Annotated in this window: 20 protein-coding genes; 15 read left to right on the forward strand and 5 right to left on the reverse strand. The window is 72.9% G+C overall.

Translation table 11 applies throughout. From position 1 onward, the window contains the following. Both AB0R04_RS32595 and AB0R04_RS32600 read left to right on the forward strand, forming a co-directional pair. Window positions 1–1,015 (forward strand): transketolase C-terminal domain-containing protein (locus AB0R04_RS32595; protein WP_363377222.1); only part of this gene is annotated, 1,015 nt, incomplete at its 5' end. Further along, the gene (locus tag AB0R04_RS32600) at window positions 1,005–2,411 is read left to right on the forward strand and encodes an aspartate aminotransferase family protein (RefSeq protein WP_363377223.1); all 1,407 of its coding nucleotides are present in this window, start codon (window positions 1,005–1,007) and stop codon (window positions 2,409–2,411) included. The genes AB0R04_RS32595 and AB0R04_RS32600, both read left to right, overlap by 11 nt. 116 nt (window positions 2,412–2,527) lie before the next feature. Here AB0R04_RS32600 and AB0R04_RS32605 read toward each other — a convergent pair whose 3' ends face one another. After that, entirely contained in the window at window positions 2,528–2,803 is a 276-nt protein-coding gene (locus AB0R04_RS32605; protein ID WP_363377224.1) for a DUF6343 family protein, read from the reverse strand. Window positions 2,804–2,880: 77 nt separating this feature from the next. Between AB0R04_RS32605 and AB0R04_RS32610 the strand changes: the two genes are divergently transcribed. Continuing rightward, complete coding sequence (locus tag AB0R04_RS32610; protein ID WP_363377225.1) at window positions 2,881–3,081, forward strand: I78 family peptidase inhibitor; 201 nt, start codon at window positions 2,881–2,883, stop codon at window positions 3,079–3,081. 73 nt (window positions 3,082–3,154) lie between these two features. Here the strand turns inward: AB0R04_RS32610 and AB0R04_RS32615 are convergent, their stop codons facing one another. Both AB0R04_RS32615 and fabG read right to left on the reverse strand, forming a co-directional pair. Then, complete coding sequence (locus AB0R04_RS32615) at window positions 3,155–3,922, reverse strand: phosphatase PAP2 family protein (RefSeq protein ID WP_363377226.1); 768 nt, start codon at window positions 3,920–3,922, stop codon at window positions 3,155–3,157. A 231-nt stretch (window positions 3,923–4,153) separates the two neighbouring features. Next, on the reverse strand, window positions 4,154–4,921 hold the full coding sequence (gene fabG / locus AB0R04_RS32620) for a 3-oxoacyl-ACP reductase FabG (protein ID WP_063350105.1): 768 nt from the start codon (window positions 4,919–4,921) through the stop codon (window positions 4,154–4,156). Window positions 4,922–5,296: 375 nt separating this feature from the next. Here fabG and AB0R04_RS32625 point away from each other — a divergent pair, with 375 nt between their 5' ends. Beyond that, window positions 5,297–6,193, forward strand: a complete 897-nt coding sequence (locus AB0R04_RS32625) for a MarR family transcriptional regulator (RefSeq protein ID WP_363377227.1) — start codon at window positions 5,297–5,299, stop codon at window positions 6,191–6,193. Between the two features lie 225 nt (window positions 6,194–6,418). On the opposite strand, the gene AB0R04_RS32630 is transcribed toward AB0R04_RS32625, so the two are convergent. Continuing rightward, window positions 6,419–7,282 (reverse strand): aldo/keto reductase, encoded by an 864-nt coding sequence (locus AB0R04_RS32630; protein WP_363377228.1) that lies wholly within the window; start codon window positions 7,280–7,282, stop codon window positions 6,419–6,421. Between the two features lie 468 nt (window positions 7,283–7,750). Here AB0R04_RS32630 and AB0R04_RS32635 point away from each other — a divergent pair, with 468 nt between their 5' ends. The 11 genes from AB0R04_RS32635 to AB0R04_RS32685 all read left to right on the forward strand — a co-directional run bounded on the left by AB0R04_RS32635 (window position 7,751) and on the right by AB0R04_RS32685 (window position 18,592). Further along, a complete protein-coding gene (locus tag AB0R04_RS32635; RefSeq protein WP_363377229.1) occupies window positions 7,751–9,523 on the forward strand; it encodes an ABC transporter ATP-binding protein in 1,773 nt (590 codons plus the stop codon). Window positions 9,524–9,587: 64 nt separating this feature from the next. Next, the gene (locus AB0R04_RS32640; protein WP_363377230.1) at window positions 9,588–11,360 is read left to right on the forward strand and encodes an ABC transporter ATP-binding protein; all 1,773 of its coding nucleotides are present in this window, start codon (window positions 9,588–9,590) and stop codon (window positions 11,358–11,360) included. Window positions 11,361–11,509: 149 nt separating this feature from the next. Beyond that, on the forward strand, window positions 11,510–11,755 hold the full coding sequence (locus AB0R04_RS32645) for a LapA family protein (RefSeq protein WP_363377231.1): 246 nt from the start codon (window positions 11,510–11,512) through the stop codon (window positions 11,753–11,755). A 47-nt stretch (window positions 11,756–11,802) separates the two neighbouring features. Next, window positions 11,803–12,531 (forward strand): amino acid ABC transporter ATP-binding protein, encoded by a 729-nt coding sequence (locus tag AB0R04_RS32650; RefSeq protein WP_063351563.1) that lies wholly within the window; start codon window positions 11,803–11,805, stop codon window positions 12,529–12,531. Window positions 12,532–12,540: 9 nt separating this feature from the next. Continuing rightward, a complete protein-coding gene (locus tag AB0R04_RS32655) occupies window positions 12,541–13,458 on the forward strand; it encodes a glutamate ABC transporter substrate-binding protein (protein ID WP_363377232.1) in 918 nt (305 codons plus the stop codon). Between the two features lie 12 nt (window positions 13,459–13,470). After that, window positions 13,471–14,115, forward strand: coding sequence for an amino acid ABC transporter permease (locus AB0R04_RS32660; RefSeq protein ID WP_363377233.1), 645 nt, complete (start codon window positions 13,471–13,473; stop codon window positions 14,113–14,115). Further along, window positions 14,112–14,981, forward strand: a complete 870-nt coding sequence (locus AB0R04_RS32665; RefSeq protein ID WP_363377234.1) for an amino acid ABC transporter permease — start codon at window positions 14,112–14,114, stop codon at window positions 14,979–14,981. The genes AB0R04_RS32660 and AB0R04_RS32665 overlap by 4 nt, the downstream gene beginning before the upstream one ends. A gap of 108 nt (window positions 14,982–15,089) precedes the next feature. Next, a complete protein-coding gene (locus AB0R04_RS32670; RefSeq protein ID WP_363377235.1) occupies window positions 15,090–16,004 on the forward strand; it encodes a LysR family transcriptional regulator in 915 nt (304 codons plus the stop codon). A 108-nt stretch (window positions 16,005–16,112) separates the two neighbouring features. After that, complete coding sequence (locus AB0R04_RS32675; protein WP_363377236.1) at window positions 16,113–16,694, forward strand: cysteine dioxygenase family protein; 582 nt, start codon at window positions 16,113–16,115, stop codon at window positions 16,692–16,694. Window positions 16,695–16,707: 13 nt separating this feature from the next. Next, window positions 16,708–17,799, forward strand: a complete 1,092-nt coding sequence (locus tag AB0R04_RS32680) for a putative sulfate exporter family transporter (RefSeq protein WP_363377263.1) — start codon at window positions 16,708–16,710, stop codon at window positions 17,797–17,799. 85 nt (window positions 17,800–17,884) lie between these two features. Beyond that, on the forward strand, window positions 17,885–18,592 hold the full coding sequence (locus tag AB0R04_RS32685) for a spermidine synthase (protein ID WP_363377237.1): 708 nt from the start codon (window positions 17,885–17,887) through the stop codon (window positions 18,590–18,592). Between the two features lie 134 nt (window positions 18,593–18,726). Here the strand turns inward: AB0R04_RS32685 and AB0R04_RS32690 are convergent, their stop codons facing one another. Continuing rightward, window positions 18,727–20,454: a hypothetical protein gene (locus AB0R04_RS32690; protein ID WP_363377238.1), complete on the reverse strand. Its 1,728-nt coding sequence runs from the start codon at window positions 20,452–20,454 to the stop codon at window positions 18,727–18,729. Between the last annotated feature and the right edge of the window lie 85 nt (window positions 20,455–20,539).

Raw genomic sequence — 20,539 nt, forward strand, 5'->3', positions numbered from 1 at the left:
CGCGCTCATGGAGTCCCGCCTCGCCGACGTCGCCCGCACCACCCCCGCCTTCGCAGCGGCCCTGCGCGGCTACCGCCACGCCAAGGCCGCAGGCGGCGCCGAGCGGCCCGACCTGGTGGCGATCACCGCGGCGATGCTCCAACCGGTCGGCCTGGCCCGCTTCGCCAAGGCCTTCCCGGAGCGCACCTTCGACGTCGGCATCGCCGAGCAGCATGCCGTCACCTCCGCCGCCGGCCTCGCCACCGGCGGCCTGCACCCGGTCGTCGCCGTCTACGCGACCTTCCTGAACAGGGCCTTCGACCAGGTCCTGATGGACGTCGCCCTGCACCGGCTCGGCGTCACCTTCGTCCTCGACCGCTCCGGGGTCACCGGCACCGACGGCGCCTCGCACAACGGCATGTGGGACATGTCGATCCTCCAGGTCGTCCCGGGCCTCAGGCTCGCCGCCCCGCGCGACGCCGAACAGCTGCGGGCCCAGCTGCGCGAGGCCGTCGAGGTCGAGGACGCCCCCACCGTGGTCCGCTTCCCCAAGGCCACCATCGGGCCCGCCGTGCCGGCCGTCGAACGGATCGGCGGGATGGACGTCCTGCTGCGCACCGGCCGGCCGTCGGAGATCCTCCTGGTCGCGGTCGGCACCACCGCCGCCGCCTGCCTGGACGCCGCCCGGCTGCTGCTCGCCGAGGGCTTCACCGCGACCGTCGTCGACCCCCGCTGGGTCAAACCGGTCGACCCGGCCCTGCCGGAACTGGCCGCCGCCCACCGGCTGGTCGTCACCGTCGAGGACAACGGCCGCACCGGTGGCGTCGGCGCCGCCGTCGCCCAGGCGCTGCGCGACGCCGACGTGGACGTGCCGGTGCGGGTGCTCGGCCTGCCGCAGGAGTTCCTCGGCCACGCCGCGCGCGGGGAGATCCTGGAGGAGACCGGCCTGACCGGCACCGGAGTCGCCGCCCAGACCGCCGTCTTCGCCAAGAACCTGCTACCGAACCGAGGAGCGAACCAGCGCCATGCCGGCTGACCCCGACCGCACCGCCGCCAGCTTCGACCTCGCCGCGCTGATCGCCGAACGCGGCGCCGAGCGGTACGAGCTGCACGGCCGCCACCTCAACCCGCAGCTGCCGCGGATGCTGCACACCATCGGCTTCGACAAGTACTACGAGCGCGCCAAGGGCCCGTACTTCTACGACGCCGAGGGCAACGAGTACCTCGACATGCTGGCCGGCTTCGGCATCTTCGCGCTGGGCCGCCACCACCCGGTCGTGCGGTCGGCGATCCAGCAGGTGATGGACCTCGACCTGCCGGACCTGGTCCGCTTCGACTGCTCGCCGCTGCCCGGGCTGCTCGCCGAGCGACTGCTCTCGTACGCGCCCGGGCTGGACCGGGTGTTCTTCGGCAACAGCGGCACCGAGGCGGTGGAGACCGCGCTCAAGTTCGCCCGGTACGCCACCGGCCGCAGGCGCGTCCTGTATGCCGACCACGCCTTCCACGGGCTGACCACCGGCTCGCTCTCCGTCAACGGGGAGAGCGGTTTCCGCAAGGGCTTCGACCCGCTGCTGCCGGACACCGCCATCCCGCTCGGCGACCTCGGCGCGCTGGCCAGGGAGCTGAAGCGCGGCGACGTCGCCGCCCTGATCGTCGAGCCGATCCAGGGCAAGGGCGTCCTGGCGCCGCCGCCCGGCTGGCTGCGTGCCGCGCAGGCCCTGCTGCACGAGCACAGGGCGCTGCTGATCTGCGACGAGGTGCAGACCGGGATCGGCCGTACCGGCGAGTTCTTCGCCTACCAGCACGAGGAGGGTGTGCTGCCCGACCTGGTCTGCGCGGCCAAGGCGCTCTCCGGCGGCTACGTGCCGGTCGGGGCGACGCTCGGCAAGAGCTGGATCTTCGAGAAGGTGTACTCCTCGATGGACCGGGTGCTGGTGCACTCGGCCAGCTTCGGTGCCAACGCCCAGGCGATGGCGGCCGGACTGGCGACCCTGGAGGTGATGCGCGAGGAGAAGGTGGTGGAGAACGCGCGTCAGGTCGGCGATCAGTTGCGCGAGCGGCTGGCCGCGCTGGTCGACCGGTACGAGCTGCTCGCCGAGGTGCGCGGCCGGGGTCTGATGATCGGCATCGAGTTCGGCCGACCCAAGTCGCTCAAGCTGCGCACCGGCTGGACGGCCCTGCAAGCGGCGCGCAAGGGGCTGTTCGCCCAGATGGTGGTCGTCCCGCTGCTCCAGCGGCACCGGATCCTGACCCAGGTGTCCGGGGACCACCTGGAGGTGATCAAGCTGATCCCGCCGCTGATCATCACGGAGCGCGACGTCGACCGGTTCGTGGACGCCTTCACCGACATCATGGATGACGCGCACCGGGGGAGCGGGCTGATGTGGGACTTCGGGCGGACGCTGGTGAAGCAGGCGATCGGCAGTCGCTGAGCTGGTCCTGAGCCCGTTCCGAGCCGGTCCTGGGCGGGTGCTCGGCGGCGGTGCGGGAGTGTTGCGGGAGTGGGAAGTCGGCCGGGCCGACTTCCCACTCCGTGGGAGACACCGTGTCAGAGCTCGGTCCGGCGGCGCCGGATGACCACGACGAGATCGACAGTGGCGAACAGGGTGAGCAGACCGCAGGCGATGGCGAAGCCGGTGAGGGTCCCCCGGCTGGGGGCGCCGTCGGCGGGGGAGGCCGCCGCCCAGATCGCGAAGCCCGCCGTCGCGAGCGCGAACAGCGGCGTGAAGGTGAGCGACAGCAGGTAGCGGAGCTTGAGGTCGCTGCGGGCGGTGGCCGGCTCGGTGCCGCTGCGCCACGGCCGTCGCGGAGTGGTGGTGCGCATCGCCGTTCACCTCCGGGCCGCGCGGGTGGGGGCTACGATTCCAGCGTACGTCCGTGGGGGAGAGCGGGGGAGACGCGATGACGGGGTCGGACGCGGCGGCGGACGCCGAGGGCTACGCGGGGCTGCGGATCGAACGGGCCCGGGAGCTGGCCCGGCGGCACGGCTGGGCCTCGGTCCGGGTGCTGGAGCCGGGGGCGATGGTGACCATGGACCACCGTGAGGGCCGGCTCAACCTCGCGGTGCGCGACGGCGTGGTCGAGCGCAGCTGGGAGGGGTAGGGCCGCCCTCCCGGTGCTCGACCTTTCCGGTGGTCGGGGTGGCCGGTGGTCGCGGTGGTCGTGGCGTGCGGGCTCAGTGGCCCGGCCGCCGGGCCAACCGCTGTTCGGCGGCGACGACCAGCGGCTCCAGCAGCGGCAGCGAGAGCAGGACCAGCAGTCCGGCGGCCCAGCCGGCTAGCACGTCGGTGACCCAGTGGGTGCCCAGGTAGAGCGTGGTCAGGCCGATCGAGCAGGCGGTGGCGGCGGCGATCACCGCGCCGGTGCGCCGCCAGCGGACCGCGAGGTAGGCGAGCACGCCCCAGGTGACGACCGCGTTGGCGGTGTGACCGGACGGGAAGATGGTGCCGCCGGAGAACAGTTCGGGCGAGCCGACGTACTGGGCGTAGTGCGGGCCGAGCCGGCCGGTGACGATCTTGACCGCGCCGACCGTGACGTTGAGCAGCAGCAGCGCGACGGCCATCACCAGCAGCGGGCGCAGCCGCCCCAGCCGGTGCGCGCGCCAGCCGAGCCAGACGAAGGCGGCGATGGCGGAGGGGCCGCGTTGCCCGGCGACCACCCAGGTGTCGAGCAGCGGTTCCAGGCTGGGCCAGCGTTCGTAGGGGCGGAACAGCCGGACCGACCAGTCGAGGTCGACCAGGGCGGTGTTGAGCAGGACACCGGCCAGGACCAGCAGGTAGGCGACGCAGGTCACGGCGAGCAGGGCGGCCTGTCGGCGGCCCATCGGCGGCCAGCCGGGCTCGCGGCGGTGGGCTCGTTCGGGGCTCGGGCGCTCGCGGTGGGTGGTGGTGAGCTGCTCCGGCCCCTGGTTCGGATAGGGCGCGGGGGTACTCGGGGCTTGCACGGGGGTGACCTTACCCATCCGGCCGGGGCTATTCCGGAGGGATTTGTCATTTTCCCGTGAAATCGACAATTGGCGGGGAGAGGTCCGCCCGGGGAGTGATTTCCGCGATTCTCGGATCGAATGCCAGTGTGGTGTTCGAATGATTCTGCAAAAGCCCCGGTAAAGAAAACGGAGTGGGAGGCCGGCGCGGCCGGCTTCCCACTCCGTGGTAACCCTGTGTAGGTTCCGTGCTCAGTCGAGGGGGCCGCCCGCGACGTAGATCACCTGCCCGGAGACGAAGCCGGCGCCCTCGCTCGCGAGGAAGGAGATGGTGTGGGCGACGTCCTCAGGCAGACCGACCCGCTGGACCGGGATCTGGGAGGCCGCAGCCCGCTTGAAGTCTTCGAAGTCCATGCCGACCCGGGCGGCGGTGGCCGCGGTCATGTCGGTGGCGATGAAGCCGGGGGCCACGGCGTTGGCGGTGATGCCGAACTTGCCCAGCTCAATGGCCAAAGTCTTGGTGAAGCCTTGCAGACCGGCCTTGGCGGCCGAGTAGTTGGCCTGGCCGCGGTTGCCCTGGGCGGACGAGGAGGACAGGTTGACGATGCGGCCGAAACCGGCGTCCACCATGTGCTTCTGCACCGCGCGGGTCATCAGGAAGGCCCCGCGCAGGTGGACGTTCATGACCGTGTCCCAGTCGGACTCGGACATCTTGAAGAGCAGGTTGTCGCGGAGCACGCCCGCGTTGTTGACCAGCACGACGGGGGCGCCGAGCTCGGCGGCCACCCGGTCGACGGCGGCCTGCACCTGGTCGGCGTCCGAGACGTCGGCGCCCACGGCCAGGGCCCGGCCGCCGGCCGCGGTGATCCGGTCGACGGTGTCCTTCCCGGCGGTCTCGTCCAGGTCGAGGACGGCCACGGCGTAGCCGTCGGAGGCCAGTTGCACGGCGGTGGCGGCACCCAGGCCGCGGGCGGCGCCGGTGACGACGGCGACCCGGGGGGCGGTGCTCTGCTCGGTCATGCTCGCTCTCGTCTCTCTCGGGGTGGTCTCCGCGGGGAGCGCCCCGGGGAGGGTGGCCACACCCTACCCGCGAGTAGGGAGGGCGAACAGGGTCGGAGAGTCGCGGGTGACGGTCGGTAAGGACCGACCGGTCGGCTTTCTACTGAGAACGGGTTACCGAGAGGGCGTGGCGGGCGCGTAAATATGCCAATGTTGCCGAACCTGCGTCTACTATCCGCCCCTGCCTGCCAGCAAGGGCCCGCCGTTTGTATAGTGTCCGCCAGCAGCCACCGGCTGCACGGCTGGAGCGCCCTCCCTCATAGCTGGACGCCCACTCGCCGTTACTGCCCCACCCGGGTGTCCCACACACACCGGGTGTGACATCGGGACGGATACATGGTGCTGGGGGAGATCCCGACGACCCGCGTGTCCGCGCGACTGCAACAGTCGCCCGGACACCTGATTCGCGTTGCACAGCAGGTTCACACCAGGCTGTGGTCCGAGCATGTCGGAGCCGATCTCACGGCTCCGCAGTTCGCCGTCCTGCTGGTCCTGGCCCTCGAACCGGGTGCCGACCAGCGGACGGTCGGCGAGCGAGCCTCGCTGGACAAGGCGACGATGGCGGAGATGGTCGCGCGGCTGGTCCGCCGCGGCTTGGTGCTGCGAAGGCGTGACCCGGCCGACGGCCGGCGAAAACTGCTCGCTCTCTCGCAGAGCGGTGCCCAGGCGGTGCGTGAGGCCACCGGCGGTGTGGTCCGCGTGCAGCGCACCCTGTTCGAGCCGCTGACGGCGGAGGAGCAGGTGGAGATCGTGCGGGTGATGGCCAAGATAGCCAGGCTGGAGCCCGCCGCGGTCGCCGTGTTCTCCGACGCGCGGCCGACACTGGACGCGCAGCGGGCGATCGGCTACCTGATCAGGGTGGGCCAGCAGGTGCACACCAAACTCTGGTCGGAGCACGTAGGTGCGGAGCTGACGGCTCCGCAGTACGCGGTGCTGGACGCGCTTGAACTGGAACCGGGCGCCGACCAGCGCACGGTCGGTGAGCTGGCCTCGCTGGACAAGGCGACGATGGCCGAGATGGTGAGCCGGCTGGTGCGCCGTGGTCTGGTGCAGCGCCGGCGCGACCCCTCGGACGGGCGCCGCAACCTGCTGTCGCTCTCGCCGGCGGGCCAGGACCTGCTGCACCGTTCGACGGCCGGCGTGGCCGAGGTCCAGCGGCTGCTGCTCGCCCCGCTGGACGAGAGTGAGCACGGGCCCGCGCTGGCGCTCCTCGGCAAGGCGGCGCGGCTCTAGAGGGATCCTTTGAGCGCCAGCCAAAACGATTCGCCAACGTACGGAAGGCCTGGTGTGTTGAGGGCTTGAGGCGTTGACGGCTCAAGGTGCTGGTGGCCTGAGGTGCCGGAGGCCGCTGCTCGTCGGCGTCGGCGGATCGTGGCACACCGAAGACCGCCCACCCCTGCAGGGGTGGGCGGTCGTTCGACATGACCGCTCGTCAGAGAAGTCGGACGGCGGGTGCCGTCAGTTCCAGTCGAACTCCTGCGGGTCCGGACCGATCCGCGTGCCGGTGGCGACACCGGCGATCGCGGCGAGGTCCTCGGCGTCCAGCTCGAAGCCGGCGACGTCCAGGTTCTCCCGGATGCGGGCGGGGGTGACCGACTTCGGGATCGCGATCACGCCGCTCTGCAGGTGCCAGCGGAGCACCACCTGGGCGACCGTGCGGCCGTGCTTCTCGGCGATCTTCGCCAGCACCGGCTCGGCGAGCAGCTCCTTGCCCTGGCCCAGCGGGCTCCAGGCCTCGGTGGCGATGCCGTGCTGAGCGTGGAAGGCGCGCAGCTCGGTCTGCGGGAAGTACGGGTGCAGCTCGACCTGGTTCAGCACCGGGACGACCGAGGTCTCGTCGAGCAGTCGGGTGAGCTGCTCGGGCCCGAAGTTGGAGACGCCGACCGACTTGACCCGGCCGTCCGCCTTCAGCTGCTCGAAGGCCTTCCAGACGTTCAGGTAGCTGCCGTGCTTCGGGCGCGGCCAGTGGATCAGGTAGAGGTCGACGTAGTCGAGACCGAGCTTGGCCAGCGACGCGTCGAACTCGCGCAGGACGGCGTCGCGACCCTGCTCGCCGGACCAGTCGCGGGTGCCCGAGTTCCACAGCTTGGTGGTGATGTAGAGGTCCTCGCGGGCGACGCCGCCGGCCAGGGCCTCGGTGATCGCCTGGCCGGTGCCGGCCTCGTTCTCGTAGATGGCCGCGGTGTCGATGGAGCGGTAGCCCGCCTCGATCGCGGTGCGGACGGCGGCCGTGGCCTCGTCGTCCGGGACCTGCCACACGCCGAATCCGAGCTGCGGGATCTGCGCGCCGTCGTTCAGCGTGACGTTGGGGATGTTGCTCACGGGAAGGGGTGCCCTCCTGGTTGTCCGTCTGATTCCAGAAGGGGGCAACTGGGACCCGGGCGGGATTGTTCCCGCCGTTCGGGGGAATCTTGCGGGGCCGGAGGCCCGCTCCGGCGGGGATCCGGGGGCCGGGCGGAGAAAAAACCTGTTGCGCAGATCACATCGGGGTTGGCAGGCTCGTGGCCATGACCTCCTGAGATCCGGGCCCTTCGTGCCCTTCCCGCCCCCGTCCGGCCGTCCCGTCCGGCGGTCCCGTTCGGTGCCGCCCCGGACGCGCCGATGCCGCCGGGCGAGGCGCCGCGCTGTCGCCCGCCGCCGCCCGTCTTCCGCTGTTCGCGCGAGCCGGGCCTGCGGTGCCGCGAGACCCGTGCCTCCGGCTCGTGACCTTCTCCCGGCGTGCCCGCTCACGCCTGCTCGCACCCTCCAGGACCTCCAGCACCGTCCCGCACCCTCCTGTATCGGAGTGTCATGCTGCTCACCCCCCTGCCGTTGGCCGACCCCGGTAGTCCCGATCTCTCCTCACCCCCGGCCTTCCTGCGCTGGCTCCAGCGCGGCCAGCGGCGCGGGCAGGTGCTCGCCACCTGCTGGGCGCTGTTGGAGATGGGCGGCCAGGCGGCGCTGCCGATAGCGCTCGGGTGGGGCGTGCAGGCCGCTGTCGACGGCGAGGCCGCCGGGATCTGGCGGGCCGGCGCCCTCGCGGTGGCGCTCGCCGTGCTGTCCGCGCTCGGTGCTGTGCTGCTGCACCGGCAGGCGATCTGGAACTGGATCCACGCGGCGTGCCACGTGAAGCAGCTGGTGGCCCGGCAGGCCTCTCACCTGGGCGCCGGGTTGTCCCGCCGGATCGCCACCGGAGAGGTCGTCGCGGTCGGCAGCGGGGACGTCGAGCGGATCGGCTGGTACGTCGAACTCGTCGCCCGGGTCCGGGCCGCGGTGATCGTCTGGCTGGCCGTCAGCTCGGCCGTGCTGGTCGTCGAACCGGTGCTCGGGGTCGGGGTGCTGCTCGGCGTCCCGGTGCTGGCGGCCGCCGTCTGGCCGCTGATCGGGCCGTTCGAGCGGCGGTACGAGCAGCAGCGCACGCTCGGCGGCAAGGCCACCGAGCTGGCCGCCGACACCGTGGCGGGGCTGCGGGTGCTGCGCGGCATCGGCGGCGAGGAACTGTTCCTCGACCGGTACCGGGCCGCCTCCCAGAAGGTCCGGGCCGCGGCCGTCCGATCGGCCCGGATCTGGTCGCTGATGCAGGCCCAACAGGTCCTGCTGCCGGGCCTGTTCGTGATCGGGGTGACGTGGTACGGCGCCCGGCAGGCGGCCGCGGGCGAGCTCGCCGTCGGCACCCTGATCGCCGTGTACGGCGCCACCGCCTTCCTCGCGGCGCCGCTGCGGATCCTCGGGGAGGCCGCGCACGCCTGGAGCGTCGCCCGGGTCTCCGCCGGGCGCGCCGTCCGGGTGCTCTCGCTCAGCCGCACCAGCGGCGTGGCCGAGGCCTCGCTGAACAAGCCGGGGAACGCCGACCTGTTCGACCCGGCGACCGGGCTGACCGCGCGGGCCGGGGAGCTGACCGCGGTCGTCTGCGGGGACCCGGACTTCGCAGGGGCGCTCGCCGGGCGGCTCGGCGGGCACGTCCCGGCCGCCGAGGACGAGCCGGAGCAGCCCTCCGTCCGGCTCGGCGGGACGGAGCTGGACGCGGTGCCGCTGGCCGAGGCCAGGGCGGCGGTGCTGGTCCACGACAAGGAGCCGGTGCTGCTCTCCGGCACCCTGGCCGGGCTGTTCGACATCCCGTCCTCGGGGCGGGTCTCGGTGGCCGAGGCGCTGGCCGCCGCCCGGTCCGACGACGTGCTGGAGGCCCTGGTGGACGGCTCGCCGGAGTGTGCGGGCGACGCGATGCTCGCCCGGATCACCGAGCGCGGGCGCTCGCTGTCCGGCGGGCAGCGCCAGCGGCTCGCCCTGGCCCGCGCGCTGCTGGCCGACCCGCCGGTCCTCGTCCTGGACGAGCCGACCAGCGCGGTGGACGCCCACACCGAGTCCAGGATCGCCACCGGACTGCGGGACACCCGGGCGGGGCGCACCACCGTGGTCTTCGCGACCAGCCCGCTGCTGCTCGACCAGGCCGACCGGGTGGTGCTGCTGCGCGACGGCCGGGTGGCCGTGGCCGGGCGGCACCGCGACCTGATGCGGACCGAGCCGGCCTACCGGGCCGTGGTCACCCGCGAAGAGGAGCCGGCACCGGTGGGGGAGCCGGTATGAGCGGCCGCGTGGGCACCCGCGCCGTCCGCCCCGCCCGACCCGCCGCATACCTGAGGAGCACGCCATGAAGCCCCCCGTCCATGAGGAGCAGGGGCCGGCCACCACCCTGCCGGTCGGCTCACCGGCCGCCGTGCGCGCCTACCTGCGCCTGCTCGCCCGGCGCCACCGCCGAGGGTTCTCCGCGGTGGTGTCGCTGCACTCGGTGGCCACCGTGGCCGGGCTGGTCGGCCCCTGGGTGCTCGGCAGCCTGGTCGAGTCGCTGGCCACCGGAACCGCCGAGGCCACCATCGCGGTCGCGGTCGGCTGGTACCTGCTGGCGCTGGTGGTGCAGTCCGCCTTCACCGGCTGGTCCCGGATGCGCGGTGCCGTCCTCGGCGAGCGGGTGCTGGCCGACCTGCGCGAGGACTTCCTGGTCCGCTCGGTCGCGCTGCCCACCGGCGTGCTGGAGCGGGCCGGCACCGGGGACCTGGTCTCCCGGGGCACCACGGACGTCGACCGGCTGGACAAGTCGGTGCGCGAGGCCGTGCCCGAACTCGCCGTCGCCATCGTGTCGTTGCTGCTGGTGATCGGCGCCCTGCTGGTCACCTCGCCGCTGCTCGCGCTCACCTCGCTGATCGGCCTGCCGCTGCTGCTGGTCAGCTCCCGCTGGTACTTCAAGCGCGCGCCGCAGTCCTACCGCAACGAGTCGGCCGGGTACGCCGCGGTGAACACCGTGCTGGCCGAGACGGTGGACGCCGGGCGGACGGTGGAGGCGCTGCGCCTGGGCGACCAGCGGATCGCCCTGACGGACCGCAAGCTGGGCGAGTGGCTCGCCTGGGAGCGCTACACCCTGTGGCTGCGCTCGGTCTGGTTCCCGACCATCGACGCGGTCTACTCCTCGGCGGTGCTGGCCACCCTGGTGCTCGGCGGGCTGTTCACCCTCAAGGGGTGGATCACCGTCGGCCAGTTGACCACAGGAGTGCTGTACGCGCAGATGCTGACCGGCCCGGTCGACCTGATCCTGCGCTGGTACGACGAGCTGCAGATCGGCCAGGCCTCACTGGCTCGGCTGGTCGGCGTCCGCGAGGTGCCGGAGCACGAGGGCGACGAGTCCAGCCACCCGGACGGCCGTCGGGTCGAGGCCCGGGACGTCCGGTTCGGCTACCGCGAGGGCGCCGACGTCCTGCACGGCATCAGCCTGGACGTCGCGCCGGGCAGCCGGGTCGCGCTGGTCGGGCCGTCCGGGGCGGGCAAGTCCACGCTGGGGCGGCTGCTGGCCGGGATCTACGCCCCCGGGCACGGCAGCGTGACGCTCGGCGGGGCGGCGCTGGCGCGGATGCCGGCCGAGCGGGTGCGGGCGGAGGTCGCCCTGGTGAACCAGGAGCACCACGTCTTCGTCGGCACCCTGCGGGACAACCTGCGGCTGGCCGCGCCCGGGGCCGAGGACACCGAACTGCGCTCCGCGCTGGACGCGGTGGACGCCGGCGGCTGGGTGGACGCGCTGCCGCACGGCCTCGACACCGAGGTCGGCTCCGGCGGCACCGCGCTGACCCCGCCGCAGGCCCAGCAACTGGCGCTGGCCCGGCTGGTGCTGGCCGATCCGCACACCCTGGTGCTGGACGAGGCCACCTCGCTGCTGGACCCGCGCGCCGCCCGGCACCTGGAGCGCTCGCTCGCCCGGGTGCTGGAGGGCCGCACGGTGATCGCCATCGCCCACCGGCTGCACACCGCGCACGACGCGGACGTGATCGCGGTGGTCGAGGGCGGCCGGATCAGCGAGTACGGCAGCCACCCGGAGCTGGTCGCGGCCGGCGGCCCGTACGCGGCGCTCTGGCGCTCCTGGCGGGACGAGCGGTAGCGGGCCGGCGCCGTCGAACCCGTACGGCGCCGTTGATCCGTACGGCATTTCAAACCCGCACGGGGCCGGATTGCCCCGTGCGGGTTACTCCCTCGCCCATCAGGGCGTGTAACCGGGCAAATCGGATCCCCGGCCCGCAGACTGCTCCGGTGACCAAGATTTCGGACGGCTCGTCCGGCTCCAAACGCAGCGAGATCGCTGGGATCCCCACCCGGTACATCGGGATCGGCGTCCTCGTCGTCCTCGCCGTGTGGTTCCTGTTCGCGAACCTCGACAGGGTGAAGATCCAGTTCTGGGTGTTCACCGTCACCGCGCCGCTCTGGATCGCACTGCTCGCCACGCTGCTCGCCGGCGGCGCGCTGGGCTGGCTGCTGAAGGGGCGTCGCGGCCGGTGACCAGCGCTCCCGGGCCGGCCCAGGCGGGGCCGTCGGCCTTCACGCCGCTGATCGAGGTGCGCGGCGTCAACAAGCACTTCGGGGACCTGCACGTCCTCCAGGACATCGAGCTGACCGTGGGCCGCGGCGAGGTCGTCGTGGTCATCGGACCGTCCGGCTCCGGCAAGTCGACGCTCTGCCGGGCGATCAACCGCCTGGAGCCGATCGAGGACGGCACCATCCTGATCGACGGCGAGCCGCTGCCCGAGGAGGGCAAGGGGCTGGCCCGGCTGCGCGCCGAGGTCGGCATGGTGTTCCAGTCCTTCAACCTGTTCGCGCACAAGACCGTGCTGCAGAACGTCTCGCTCGCGCAGATCAAGGTCCGCGGCCGGCCCCGGGCGGAGGCGGACGCCAAGTCCCGCGCCCTGTTGGAGCGGGTCGGGCTGGAGGCGCACGCCGACAAGTACCCGGCCCAGCTCTCCGGTGGCCAGCAGCAGCGGGTGGCGATCGCCCGGGCGCTGGCGATGGACCCGAAGGCGCTGCTGTTCGACGAGCCGACCTCGGCGCTCGACCCCGAGATGATCAACGAGGTGCTGGACGTCATGCGCCAGCTCGCCCACGAGGGCATGACGATGGTCGTGGTCACCCACGAGATGGGCTTCGCCCGGGCCTCCGCCAACCGGGTGGTCTTCATGGCCGACGGCCGGATCGTCGAGGACCGCGCCCCGGAGGACTTCTTCAACGCTCCGGAGAGTGAGCGCGCCCGGGACTTCCTGTCCAAGATCCTGAAGCACTGAGGCGGCGCCGTGACGAGGAAGACCACCGCCGCCCGGGGCCGGACGGCGCTCGCCGTCGTCCTGCTGCTCGCCGGGCTGGCCGCCGGCTGCGGCAAGCCCGGCACCCCGCCGCCCAAGGGCCCGCAGGCGAGCGCGCTGCCCAGCTACCAGGTGCGCGACGCCGCCTCCATCACCGGCTCGCCGACCCTGGACGCCGCCCGGAGCCGGGGACACCTGGTGGTCGGCGCCAAGGAGGACCAGCCGTACCTGGGCGAGAAGAACCCGGCCACCGGCGTGTACTCCGGCTTCGACATCGAGATCGCCAAGATGGTCGGCGCCTACCTCGGCTTCGCGCCGGACCGGATCGAGTTCAAGACCATCGCCTCGGCCAACCGCGAGACCGCGCTGCAGAACGGCCAGGTGGACTTCTACGTCGGCACCTACACCATCAACGACAACCGGAAGAAGCTGGTCGGCTTCGCCGGACCGTACTTCGTCGCCGGGCAGTCGCTGCTGGTGCGCAGGAACGACAACACCATCCACGGCCCGCAGGACCTGGACGGCAAGAAGGTCTGCTCGGCGGCCGGCTCGACCCCGTACCAGCGCATCCAGTCGCAGTTCCCGAAGGCGAAGCTGATCGGCTACGACACCTACTCGGCCTGCGTGGACAACCTGATCACCGGCCAGGTCGACGCCGTCACCACGGACAACGCGATCCTGCTGGGCTACGCGGCCAAGGCGCCGGACGAGCTCAAGGTGGTCGGCCCGCTGTTCTCCCAGGAGCCGTACGGGATCGGCACCCCGAAGAACGACACCGTGCTGCGCCTGGCCCTGGACGACGCGCTGGCGCAGAACGAGCAGAACGGCGACTGGAAGAAGGCCTACGACGCGACCCTGGGCCTGTCCGGGGAGCCGGCGCCCACACCGCCGCCGATCGACCGGTACTGAGAGGGCCGCGCCGTGAAAACGCTGACCGACAACTGGTCGACCTACTGGGACGGCTTCCTCGGCACGCTCTCGCTGTTCGCGGTGAGCGCCGTGCTGTCGCTGGTGCTGGGAGTGATGATCGCGGGTTTCCGGGTCTCGCCGGTCCGGCCGCTGCGGGTGTTCGGGACGGCGTGGGTGACGCTGCTGCGCAACACGCCGCTGACCCTGCTGTTCTTCATCGTGGTGCTGGGCCTGCCGCGCTTCAACATCACGCTGCCGTTCTTCGTCTTCGCGGTGGCCGCGCTCGGCTGCTACACCTCGGCCTTCGTCTGCGAGGCGATGCGCTCGGGCATCAACACCGTGCCGGCGGGGCAGGGGGAGGCGGCGCGCAGCCTGGGCATGAGCTTCGGGCAGACGATGAGCGTGGTGGTCATGCCGCAGGCGTACCGGTCGGTGGTCGCGCCGATCGGCAGTGTGATGATCGCGCTGGCGAAGAACACGGCGATCGCCGGCTCGTTCAGCGTCACCGAACTGCTCGGCACCTACCGGACGATCAACGAGCTGGGCTACAGCATCATCTGGACCTTCGTCTGGATCGCCGTCGGCTACCTGATCATCACCCTGGCCGTCAGCGCCGTCTTCAACCTGCTGGAACGACGAGTGGCGGTGTCGCGATGACCATTGGATCCTCGGCGCTGTACGACATCCCCGGCCCGAAGGCGCTCGCCCGCCACCGGCTGTACGGCGGGATCGCGCTGCTGCTGATCGCGGCGCTGATCGGCTGGATCGTCTACATGCTCTTCCACACCCACCAGTTCACGTACCAGAAGTGGATGCCCTTCGAGTACCGGGGCGTCCAGGACCTGCTGCTGAGCGGGCTCGGCAACACCCTCAAGGCCTTCGGCTGGACGGTGCTGTTCGCGCTGCCCTTCGGCGCGCTGTTCGCGGCGGGGCGACTGTCCGACCACAAGGTGGTGCGGGTGCTCTCCACGGTGGTGGTGGAGTTCTTCCGGGCCATGCCGCTGCTGGTGATGATCTTCTTCGTCTTCGTCGCGCTCAAGGTGCAGCCGCTGTGGGCGCTGGTGGCCGGGCTGGTGCTGTACAACGGCTCGGTGCTGGCCGAGGTCTTCCGGGCCGGCGTGCTCGCGGTGCCCAAGGGGCAGCGCGAGGCGGCCTACGCGCTCGGCCTGCGCAAGACCCAGGTGATGACGTACGTGCTGGTGCCGCAGGCCAACCGGGCCATGCTGCCGGCCATCATCAGCCAGCTGGTGGTCGCGCTCAAGGACACCTCGCTGGGCTTCCTGATCACCTACGAGGAGTTCCTGCACGCGGGCAAGCTGATCGCCACCAACCTCGACTACGACCTGCCGTTCATCCCCGTGGTGATCGTGATCGCGCCGATCTACATCGGCATGTGCCTGCTGCTCTCCTGGCTCGCCCGCTGGGTCGAGCGCCGCAGCCGGCGCAGCCCGAGCATGCGGGGCGGGGCGCCGGTGGTCAAGGCCGGGGTGGCGATGGGACTGCCGCCGTCCGCGCAGCAGTGAGAAGGCTGGTTCGATCCTGAACCATAGGTGCGGGTGGGGATAGAGCGGGCACCTCCAATTTCCTCTTATGATTGCGGAGGCTCGACGACGACGACCGGGGGAGGGGCCATGGAGCCGGTATTCGACTCACGGCACATCAGGACGTTCCACGAGGTCGTCAGAGCAGGCTCCTACTCGGCCGCCGCCCGCGAGCTCGGCTACACCCAGCCCGCCATCACCCAGCAGATGAAGGCGCTCGAACGCACCGTCGGCGTCGCGCTGTTCACCCGGGCCGGGCGCGGACTGCGGCTCACCGAGGCGGGCGAGGCGCTCTCCCGGCACGCCGAACTGATCCTCGGCAGCCTCTCCGCCGCCCAGCAGCAGCTCGCCGCGCTCGCCCGGCTGCGGGCCGGGCGGGTGCGGGTCTGCGCCTTCCCCAGCGCCAACGCCACCCTGATACCCGAGGCGATGGCCCGGCTGCTCGCCGAACACCCCGGTGTGCGGGTCGAGCTGCTGGAGGCCGAACCGCCGGACTCCGTCCAGCGACTGCTGCGCGGGGAGTGCGACATCGCGCTGGCCTTCCGCTACCCCGGCAGCGCGACCGAGGTGCCCGACGGGCTGGACGAGATCCCGCTGATGGAGGACCTGCTCACCGTGCTGCTGCCGGTCGGACACCCGCTCGGCCGTCGGCACGCCGTTCGGCTCGTCGACCTCGACGGCGAGCGCTGGATCGCCGGGTGCCCGCGCTGCCGGGCCAACCTGCTGAACGTCTGCGCGGAGGAGGGCTTCGCGCCGGACATCGTGTTCTCCACGGACGACAACCTCGCGGTGCAGAGCCTGGTCGCCGCCGGGGTCGGGATCGCGCTGATGCCCGCGCTGGTGCTCTCCTTCATGTGCCACCGCAAGGTCACCGGGCGGGCCGTCGAACCGCACCTGCGCCGGCAGGTGAGCGCGTACGTGCTGCGCGAGCACCGGCGGATACCGGCCACCGGGCTGGTGCTGGACCATCTGCGGCGGGCGGCGGCGAGCCGGATCGGGTGTTGAGTCGTGGCTCCGGTGGGTGCTCGCCGGGGCGATTCATAAGCTGAGGTTGGGGGGAAGCTTAAGAACCATCGTTGGACGTGATGGGTTGGTGCAGCCGAACCTGCTGGCATGACACCCCCAGCCACGGTCGGCAGCGACCGGCTCACCGAGCGGATGACCGCCCTGATCGGCGAGATCCGTGCCGTCGTGGACCGCGGACTGCCCCCGGAACTCACCGCCTACCTGGTCGGCGAACGCCTCGCCCCGCACCTGCACGCCGACCCCGACGGGCCCGACGCGCTGCTCACCCCCGCCCAGCGCGAGGGCGACCCGAAGTGCTACCGCCAGCACGTCCTGCACGCCGAGGAGGACGGCGGCTTCTCCGTCGTCGCCCTGGTCTGGCTGCCCGGCCAGCAGACCCCGATCCACGACCACGTCTCCTGGTGCGTGGCCGGCGTCCACCAGGGCCAGGAGAGCGAGACCCGCTACCGGCTGGTCTCCGACGGCCGCACCGCCCACCTCGTCGAGACCGAGCACGTCGCCGGCCCGGCCGGCACCGTCGCGGCCTTCGCCCCGCCCGGTGACATCCACCTGGTGCGCAACGCCTGCAACAGCACCGCCATCTCCATCCACGTGTACGGCGCGGACGTCTCGCGGCTCGGCACCAGCATCCGGCGCGTCTACCGGCTGCCCGCCGACCAGCAGCAGTGAGGGCGGCGTGGCACTGACCCTCCGGGAGCGCGCCACGCGCACCCGCTCACTGCCCCCGCTCGGCGGGGACGCCCCCGGCCTGCTGCTCGCGGCGGCCGGGGTGGCCGCCGCGATCGCCGTCCACGCGGCCGTGCCCGCCGTGCCCAAGCTCACCGCCGCCGTCGTGCTCGGCATGGCGGCGGCCCACCTGCCCGGGCTGCGCCCGGTGGTGCGTGGGGTGGCCCGGCCAGGGCTGTCCATGGCCGGCAAGCGGCTGATGCGGCTCGGGATCGTCCTGCTCGGGCTCAAGCTCAGCCTGGACGACGTGCTCGGCCTCGGCTGGGCCACCGTCGCCATGGTGCTCGCGGTGGTCGCGGCCACCTTCACCGGCACGCTCTGGCTCGGCCGACGGCTCGGCCTGCCGGGCGACCAGCCGCTGCTGGTCGCCACCGGGTACTCCATCTGCGGCGCCTCGGCGATCGGCGCGGTCAGCCAGGCGGCCGGCAGCGAGGAGGAGGACGTCGCCTCCTCGGTGGCCCTGGTCACCCTGTGCGGGACGCTGGCCATCGTCGTGCTGCCGCTGCTCCAGCAGCCGTTCGGGCTGGGCGACGTGGAGTTCGGGCGGTGGGTCGGCGCGAGCGTGCACGACGTCGGGCAGGTGGTCGCCACCGCGCAGACCGGCGGGGCGGGCGCGCTGCGGGAGGCCGTCCTGGTCAAGCTGATGCGGGTGGTGCTGCTGGCGCCGCTGGTCGCCGGGATGGCCGTCGCGGTGCGGCGCCGGGCGCGACGGGGTGGGGCGGCCGTCGTCGGGGCGGACCAGGAGTCGGGGGAAGACCCTGCGAAGAACCCGGTCAAGACCGGCAGCCGCCCGCCGATCGTCCCGCTGTTCGTGGCGGGGTTCCTCGCGATGATCGTGCTGCGGACCACCGGGGTGCTTCCGGAGCGGGCGCTCACCCTCGCCGGGGATGCCCAGGAACTGCTGCTGGCCGCCGCGCTGTTCGGCCTCGGCAGCGCCGTGCACCTGCCGACCATGGCCCGCACCGGCGGGCGGCTCGCCCTGCTCGGGCTCGGCTCCTGGGTGGTCGTCGCGGGCGTCTCCTACGCCGGGGTGCTGGTCACGACGTAACGGGCGCAGGGGCGGACTCGGCTATTGTCGGGCGGGTACTCGTCCGCCGGGACGCTCCTGCACCCGAGTCCGCTGAGGAAGCCGCATGTCCACCGCACTGCCCGAACGGGACGCTCACGAGGCCGTCGTCACGCTCGACCGGCGGGACGGCCCGTTCGGCGAGGTGGTACTGCGCCAGCGGGGTCGGCACTTCGAGATCATCGCCAACGGCTGCTTCCTGATGGACACCGCCGACGGCCGCTCCGAACGCCTGCTGATCCAGGCGGCGTTGGACGAACTGGACCGCACCGGCGCCCCCGCAGAGCCCTCGGTGCTGATCGGAGGCCTCGGCGTCGGCTTCTCGCTGGCGTACGCGGCGGCCGAGCCGCGCTGGGGGCGGATCGCCATCGTCGAGCGCGAGACCGCCATCATCGACTGGCACCGGAACGGGCCGCTCGGCGTCTTCTCCGGCGGCGCGCTGGAGGACCAGCGGGTCCAGGTCCTCCACACCGACCTGCTGGAGTACCTGGCGGCGGCCGACGGCGAGCGCTACGACGCGCTGTGCCTCGACATCGACAACGGCCCGGACTGGACCGTCACCGACTCCAACGCCGGGCTGTACGGCGCCGACGGGCTCGCGGTGCTCTGGCACCGGCTGCAGCCGGGCGGGGTGCTGGCGGTGTGGAGCGCCCAGCCCTCCGCTGACTTCGAGGAGGCGCTGCGGGCGGTGGGCTTCTCCGACGTCGTCACGCACGAGATCCCGGTCAGCCGCGGCGTGCCGGACGTGGTCCACCTGGCCCGGCGCGCGGGCTGACGGCGCAGGGCCTCGCCAACCCTCCTGTCGCGTCCGGGCGTTGTCCGTGGCAGCGGCCAACTGCCGGCTCTCGGCGTCGCGTTGTCGCGGCCCCCTGGTGGTTGGATCCTGTCGGAGGGGGCCGTTGCCGGGGCTCAGCCGAACGGCCTGGTCTCCGGGCCCGAAGCCTCCGCCGCGTCGGCCTCCGTCGCTTCGTCCGGGGTGGGCGGGAGGCTTTCCGGGGCGAAGGGGTTGAAGTCCGGCGGGGGCACCATGACCGGCGTGCCCTTGCGCGGGGCGTCCTGCGCGGGAACGGCCGGCGGCGCGGAAGGCGGCGGCGGGACGGCCGGGCCCTGCGCCGCGAGCGTGGTGCCGAACGGGTCCGACTGGTCGGCCGTCACCGTGCCGAACGGGTCGGTGGTCGGGGCGGCCGCTGCCGGGGACGTGTCCGGGGTGGGCGGGAGGCTTTCCGGGGCGAAGGGGTTGAAGTCCGGCGGGGGCACCATGACCGGCGTGCCCTTCCGCCTGGCTGGCGCCGCCTGCGGCTCGGCGTCGGCCGGGGAGGCCTCCGCGACGGGCGCGAACGGGTTGAAGTCCTCGGGCGGGAGCTGCACCGGCGTGCCGTGCAGGTCCGCCGGCACCTCCTCCGCCTCTTCCGGCTCCTTCTCGACGGGAGCGGGAGCGGCAGCAGGTGTGGCGGGCGCGGGTGCGGGCACGGCGCCGGCCACCTCCCCGTCCCAGCCGAACTGAACGCTCTTCAGCAGCTCCGCGAACGCCCGCGTGTACAGGTCCCAGTCCTCCGGCTGCGCCGTGGACAGCTGGACGCAGAGCACGGTGCCGCCGTCCGGCAGCGGGACGAAGGCCTCGACCGCCGAGGTGACCACCCAGCGCCGCTGCCCGTCGGCGGACAGCGGCCCGGGCACCGGGACGGTCCGTCCCTCGACCAGGACGGCGGCCGGCCCGGCCGGCAGCAGGACCGTCCACACCTCGGCGTGCCGCCGGACGGTGGCGAGTTCGGTGGCGAGCGCGGTGATCGGCAGCGGGTGCCGGGCGAGCGAGACGACGAGGGCGGCGTCGGAGGCCCGGCCGCCCACGTCCAGCGCGCAGACGCCCGCGTAGACCGTGCCGGCGTCGTGGACCAGGTCGGCGAGGGTGGCGGCGATGACCGCGAAGTCGCGGCGCCGCTCCGGACCGTCACCGCTGAACAGCTCCTCGGCGACCTCGGCCAGATGCCCGGTCAGTTCCTCGGCGGCCGCGGCGGTGGCCGGGGCGACGTCGCCCGCCCCGCCCGCCGGCGCGGGCACCGTACGGGAGCAGACCCCGGCCGGACCACCGGGGGAGGTCAGCGGGTGGAAGCCGGGCGGGACCACCAGCCGGACCTCGGCACCCGCGCCGGTGGCCAGTTCGACCGGCTGGCGGGTCTGCTGCCCGGCGGCCAGCGCGGCCAGTGCCGGGGCGAACGGCGGGCGCAGCTTGGGGTCGGCGAACTCGCCGGTGACCGGCAGGTGGAACAGCGCGGCCGAGGTGGTGCCCCGGTCGGAGATCGCGCCGCGCACCGCCCCGCCGCCGTAGCGGGTGTGGAGGGCGGCGGTCACCCGGTCGGCGACCCGGGCGCCGCTACCGGGGCGGGCCGTGCCGGCGGTGAGCACCGTGCCGAGCCGCTCCACGGCCGCGTGCACCGGGCCGTTCGGGGCCAGCGGGAGGCCGAACAGCGCCTCGGCGGCGGGGTGTTCGGCTGGGCGCAGGGTGCTGAGCGAGGCCGCCGGATGGCGGGAGGTGCGCTCGTCGAAGAGGGCGTCGGTGAGCGTGCCGAGGGTCGCGCAGACCTGCTCCGCCGCTGCGAAGGGATTGGCCTCCGCGCTGAACTGGACGTCCTGGGTCAACTGTTGAGCCCCCCGCTCTGCTGCGTCTGCGGTCCGCTGGTTCGGGTGGGTCCGCGCGCGCCGTGGCGGCGTGCCGTCGGATCCG

This window comes from Kitasatospora sp. NPDC056731 (genome assembly GCF_040687675.1).
In the GTDB taxonomy this organism is placed as follows: domain Bacteria; phylum Actinomycetota; class Actinomycetes; order Streptomycetales; family Streptomycetaceae; genus Kitasatospora.

Coding starts and splice junctions, on each gene's coding strand:
- AB0R04_RS32600 (WP_363377223.1), top strand. CDS start 1,005: ATGCCGGCTGACCCCGACCGCACCGCCGCCAGCTTCGACCTCGCCGCG.
- AB0R04_RS32635 (WP_363377229.1), top strand. CDS start 7,751: ATGCTGCTCACCCCCCTGCCGTTGGCCGACCCCGGTAGTCCCGATCTC.
- AB0R04_RS32610 (WP_363377225.1), top strand. CDS start 2,881: ATGACGGGGTCGGACGCGGCGGCGGACGCCGAGGGCTACGCGGGGCTG.
- fabG (WP_063350105.1), bottom strand. CDS start 4,921: ATGACCGAGCAGAGCACCGCCCCCCGGGTCGCCGTCGTCACCGGCGCC.
- AB0R04_RS32605 (WP_363377224.1), bottom strand. CDS start 2,803: ATGCGCACCACCACTCCGCGACGGCCGTGGCGCAGCGGCACCGAGCCG.
- AB0R04_RS32670 (WP_363377235.1), top strand. CDS start 15,090: ATGGAGCCGGTATTCGACTCACGGCACATCAGGACGTTCCACGAGGTC.
- AB0R04_RS32675 (WP_363377236.1), top strand. CDS start 16,113: ATGACACCCCCAGCCACGGTCGGCAGCGACCGGCTCACCGAGCGGATG.
- AB0R04_RS32640 (WP_363377230.1), top strand. CDS start 9,588: ATGAAGCCCCCCGTCCATGAGGAGCAGGGGCCGGCCACCACCCTGCCG.
- AB0R04_RS32625 (WP_363377227.1), top strand. CDS start 5,297: ATGGTGCTGGGGGAGATCCCGACGACCCGCGTGTCCGCGCGACTGCAA.
- AB0R04_RS32685 (WP_363377237.1), top strand. CDS start 17,885: ATGTCCACCGCACTGCCCGAACGGGACGCTCACGAGGCCGTCGTCACG.
- AB0R04_RS32665 (WP_363377234.1), top strand. CDS start 14,112: ATGACCATTGGATCCTCGGCGCTGTACGACATCCCCGGCCCGAAGGCG.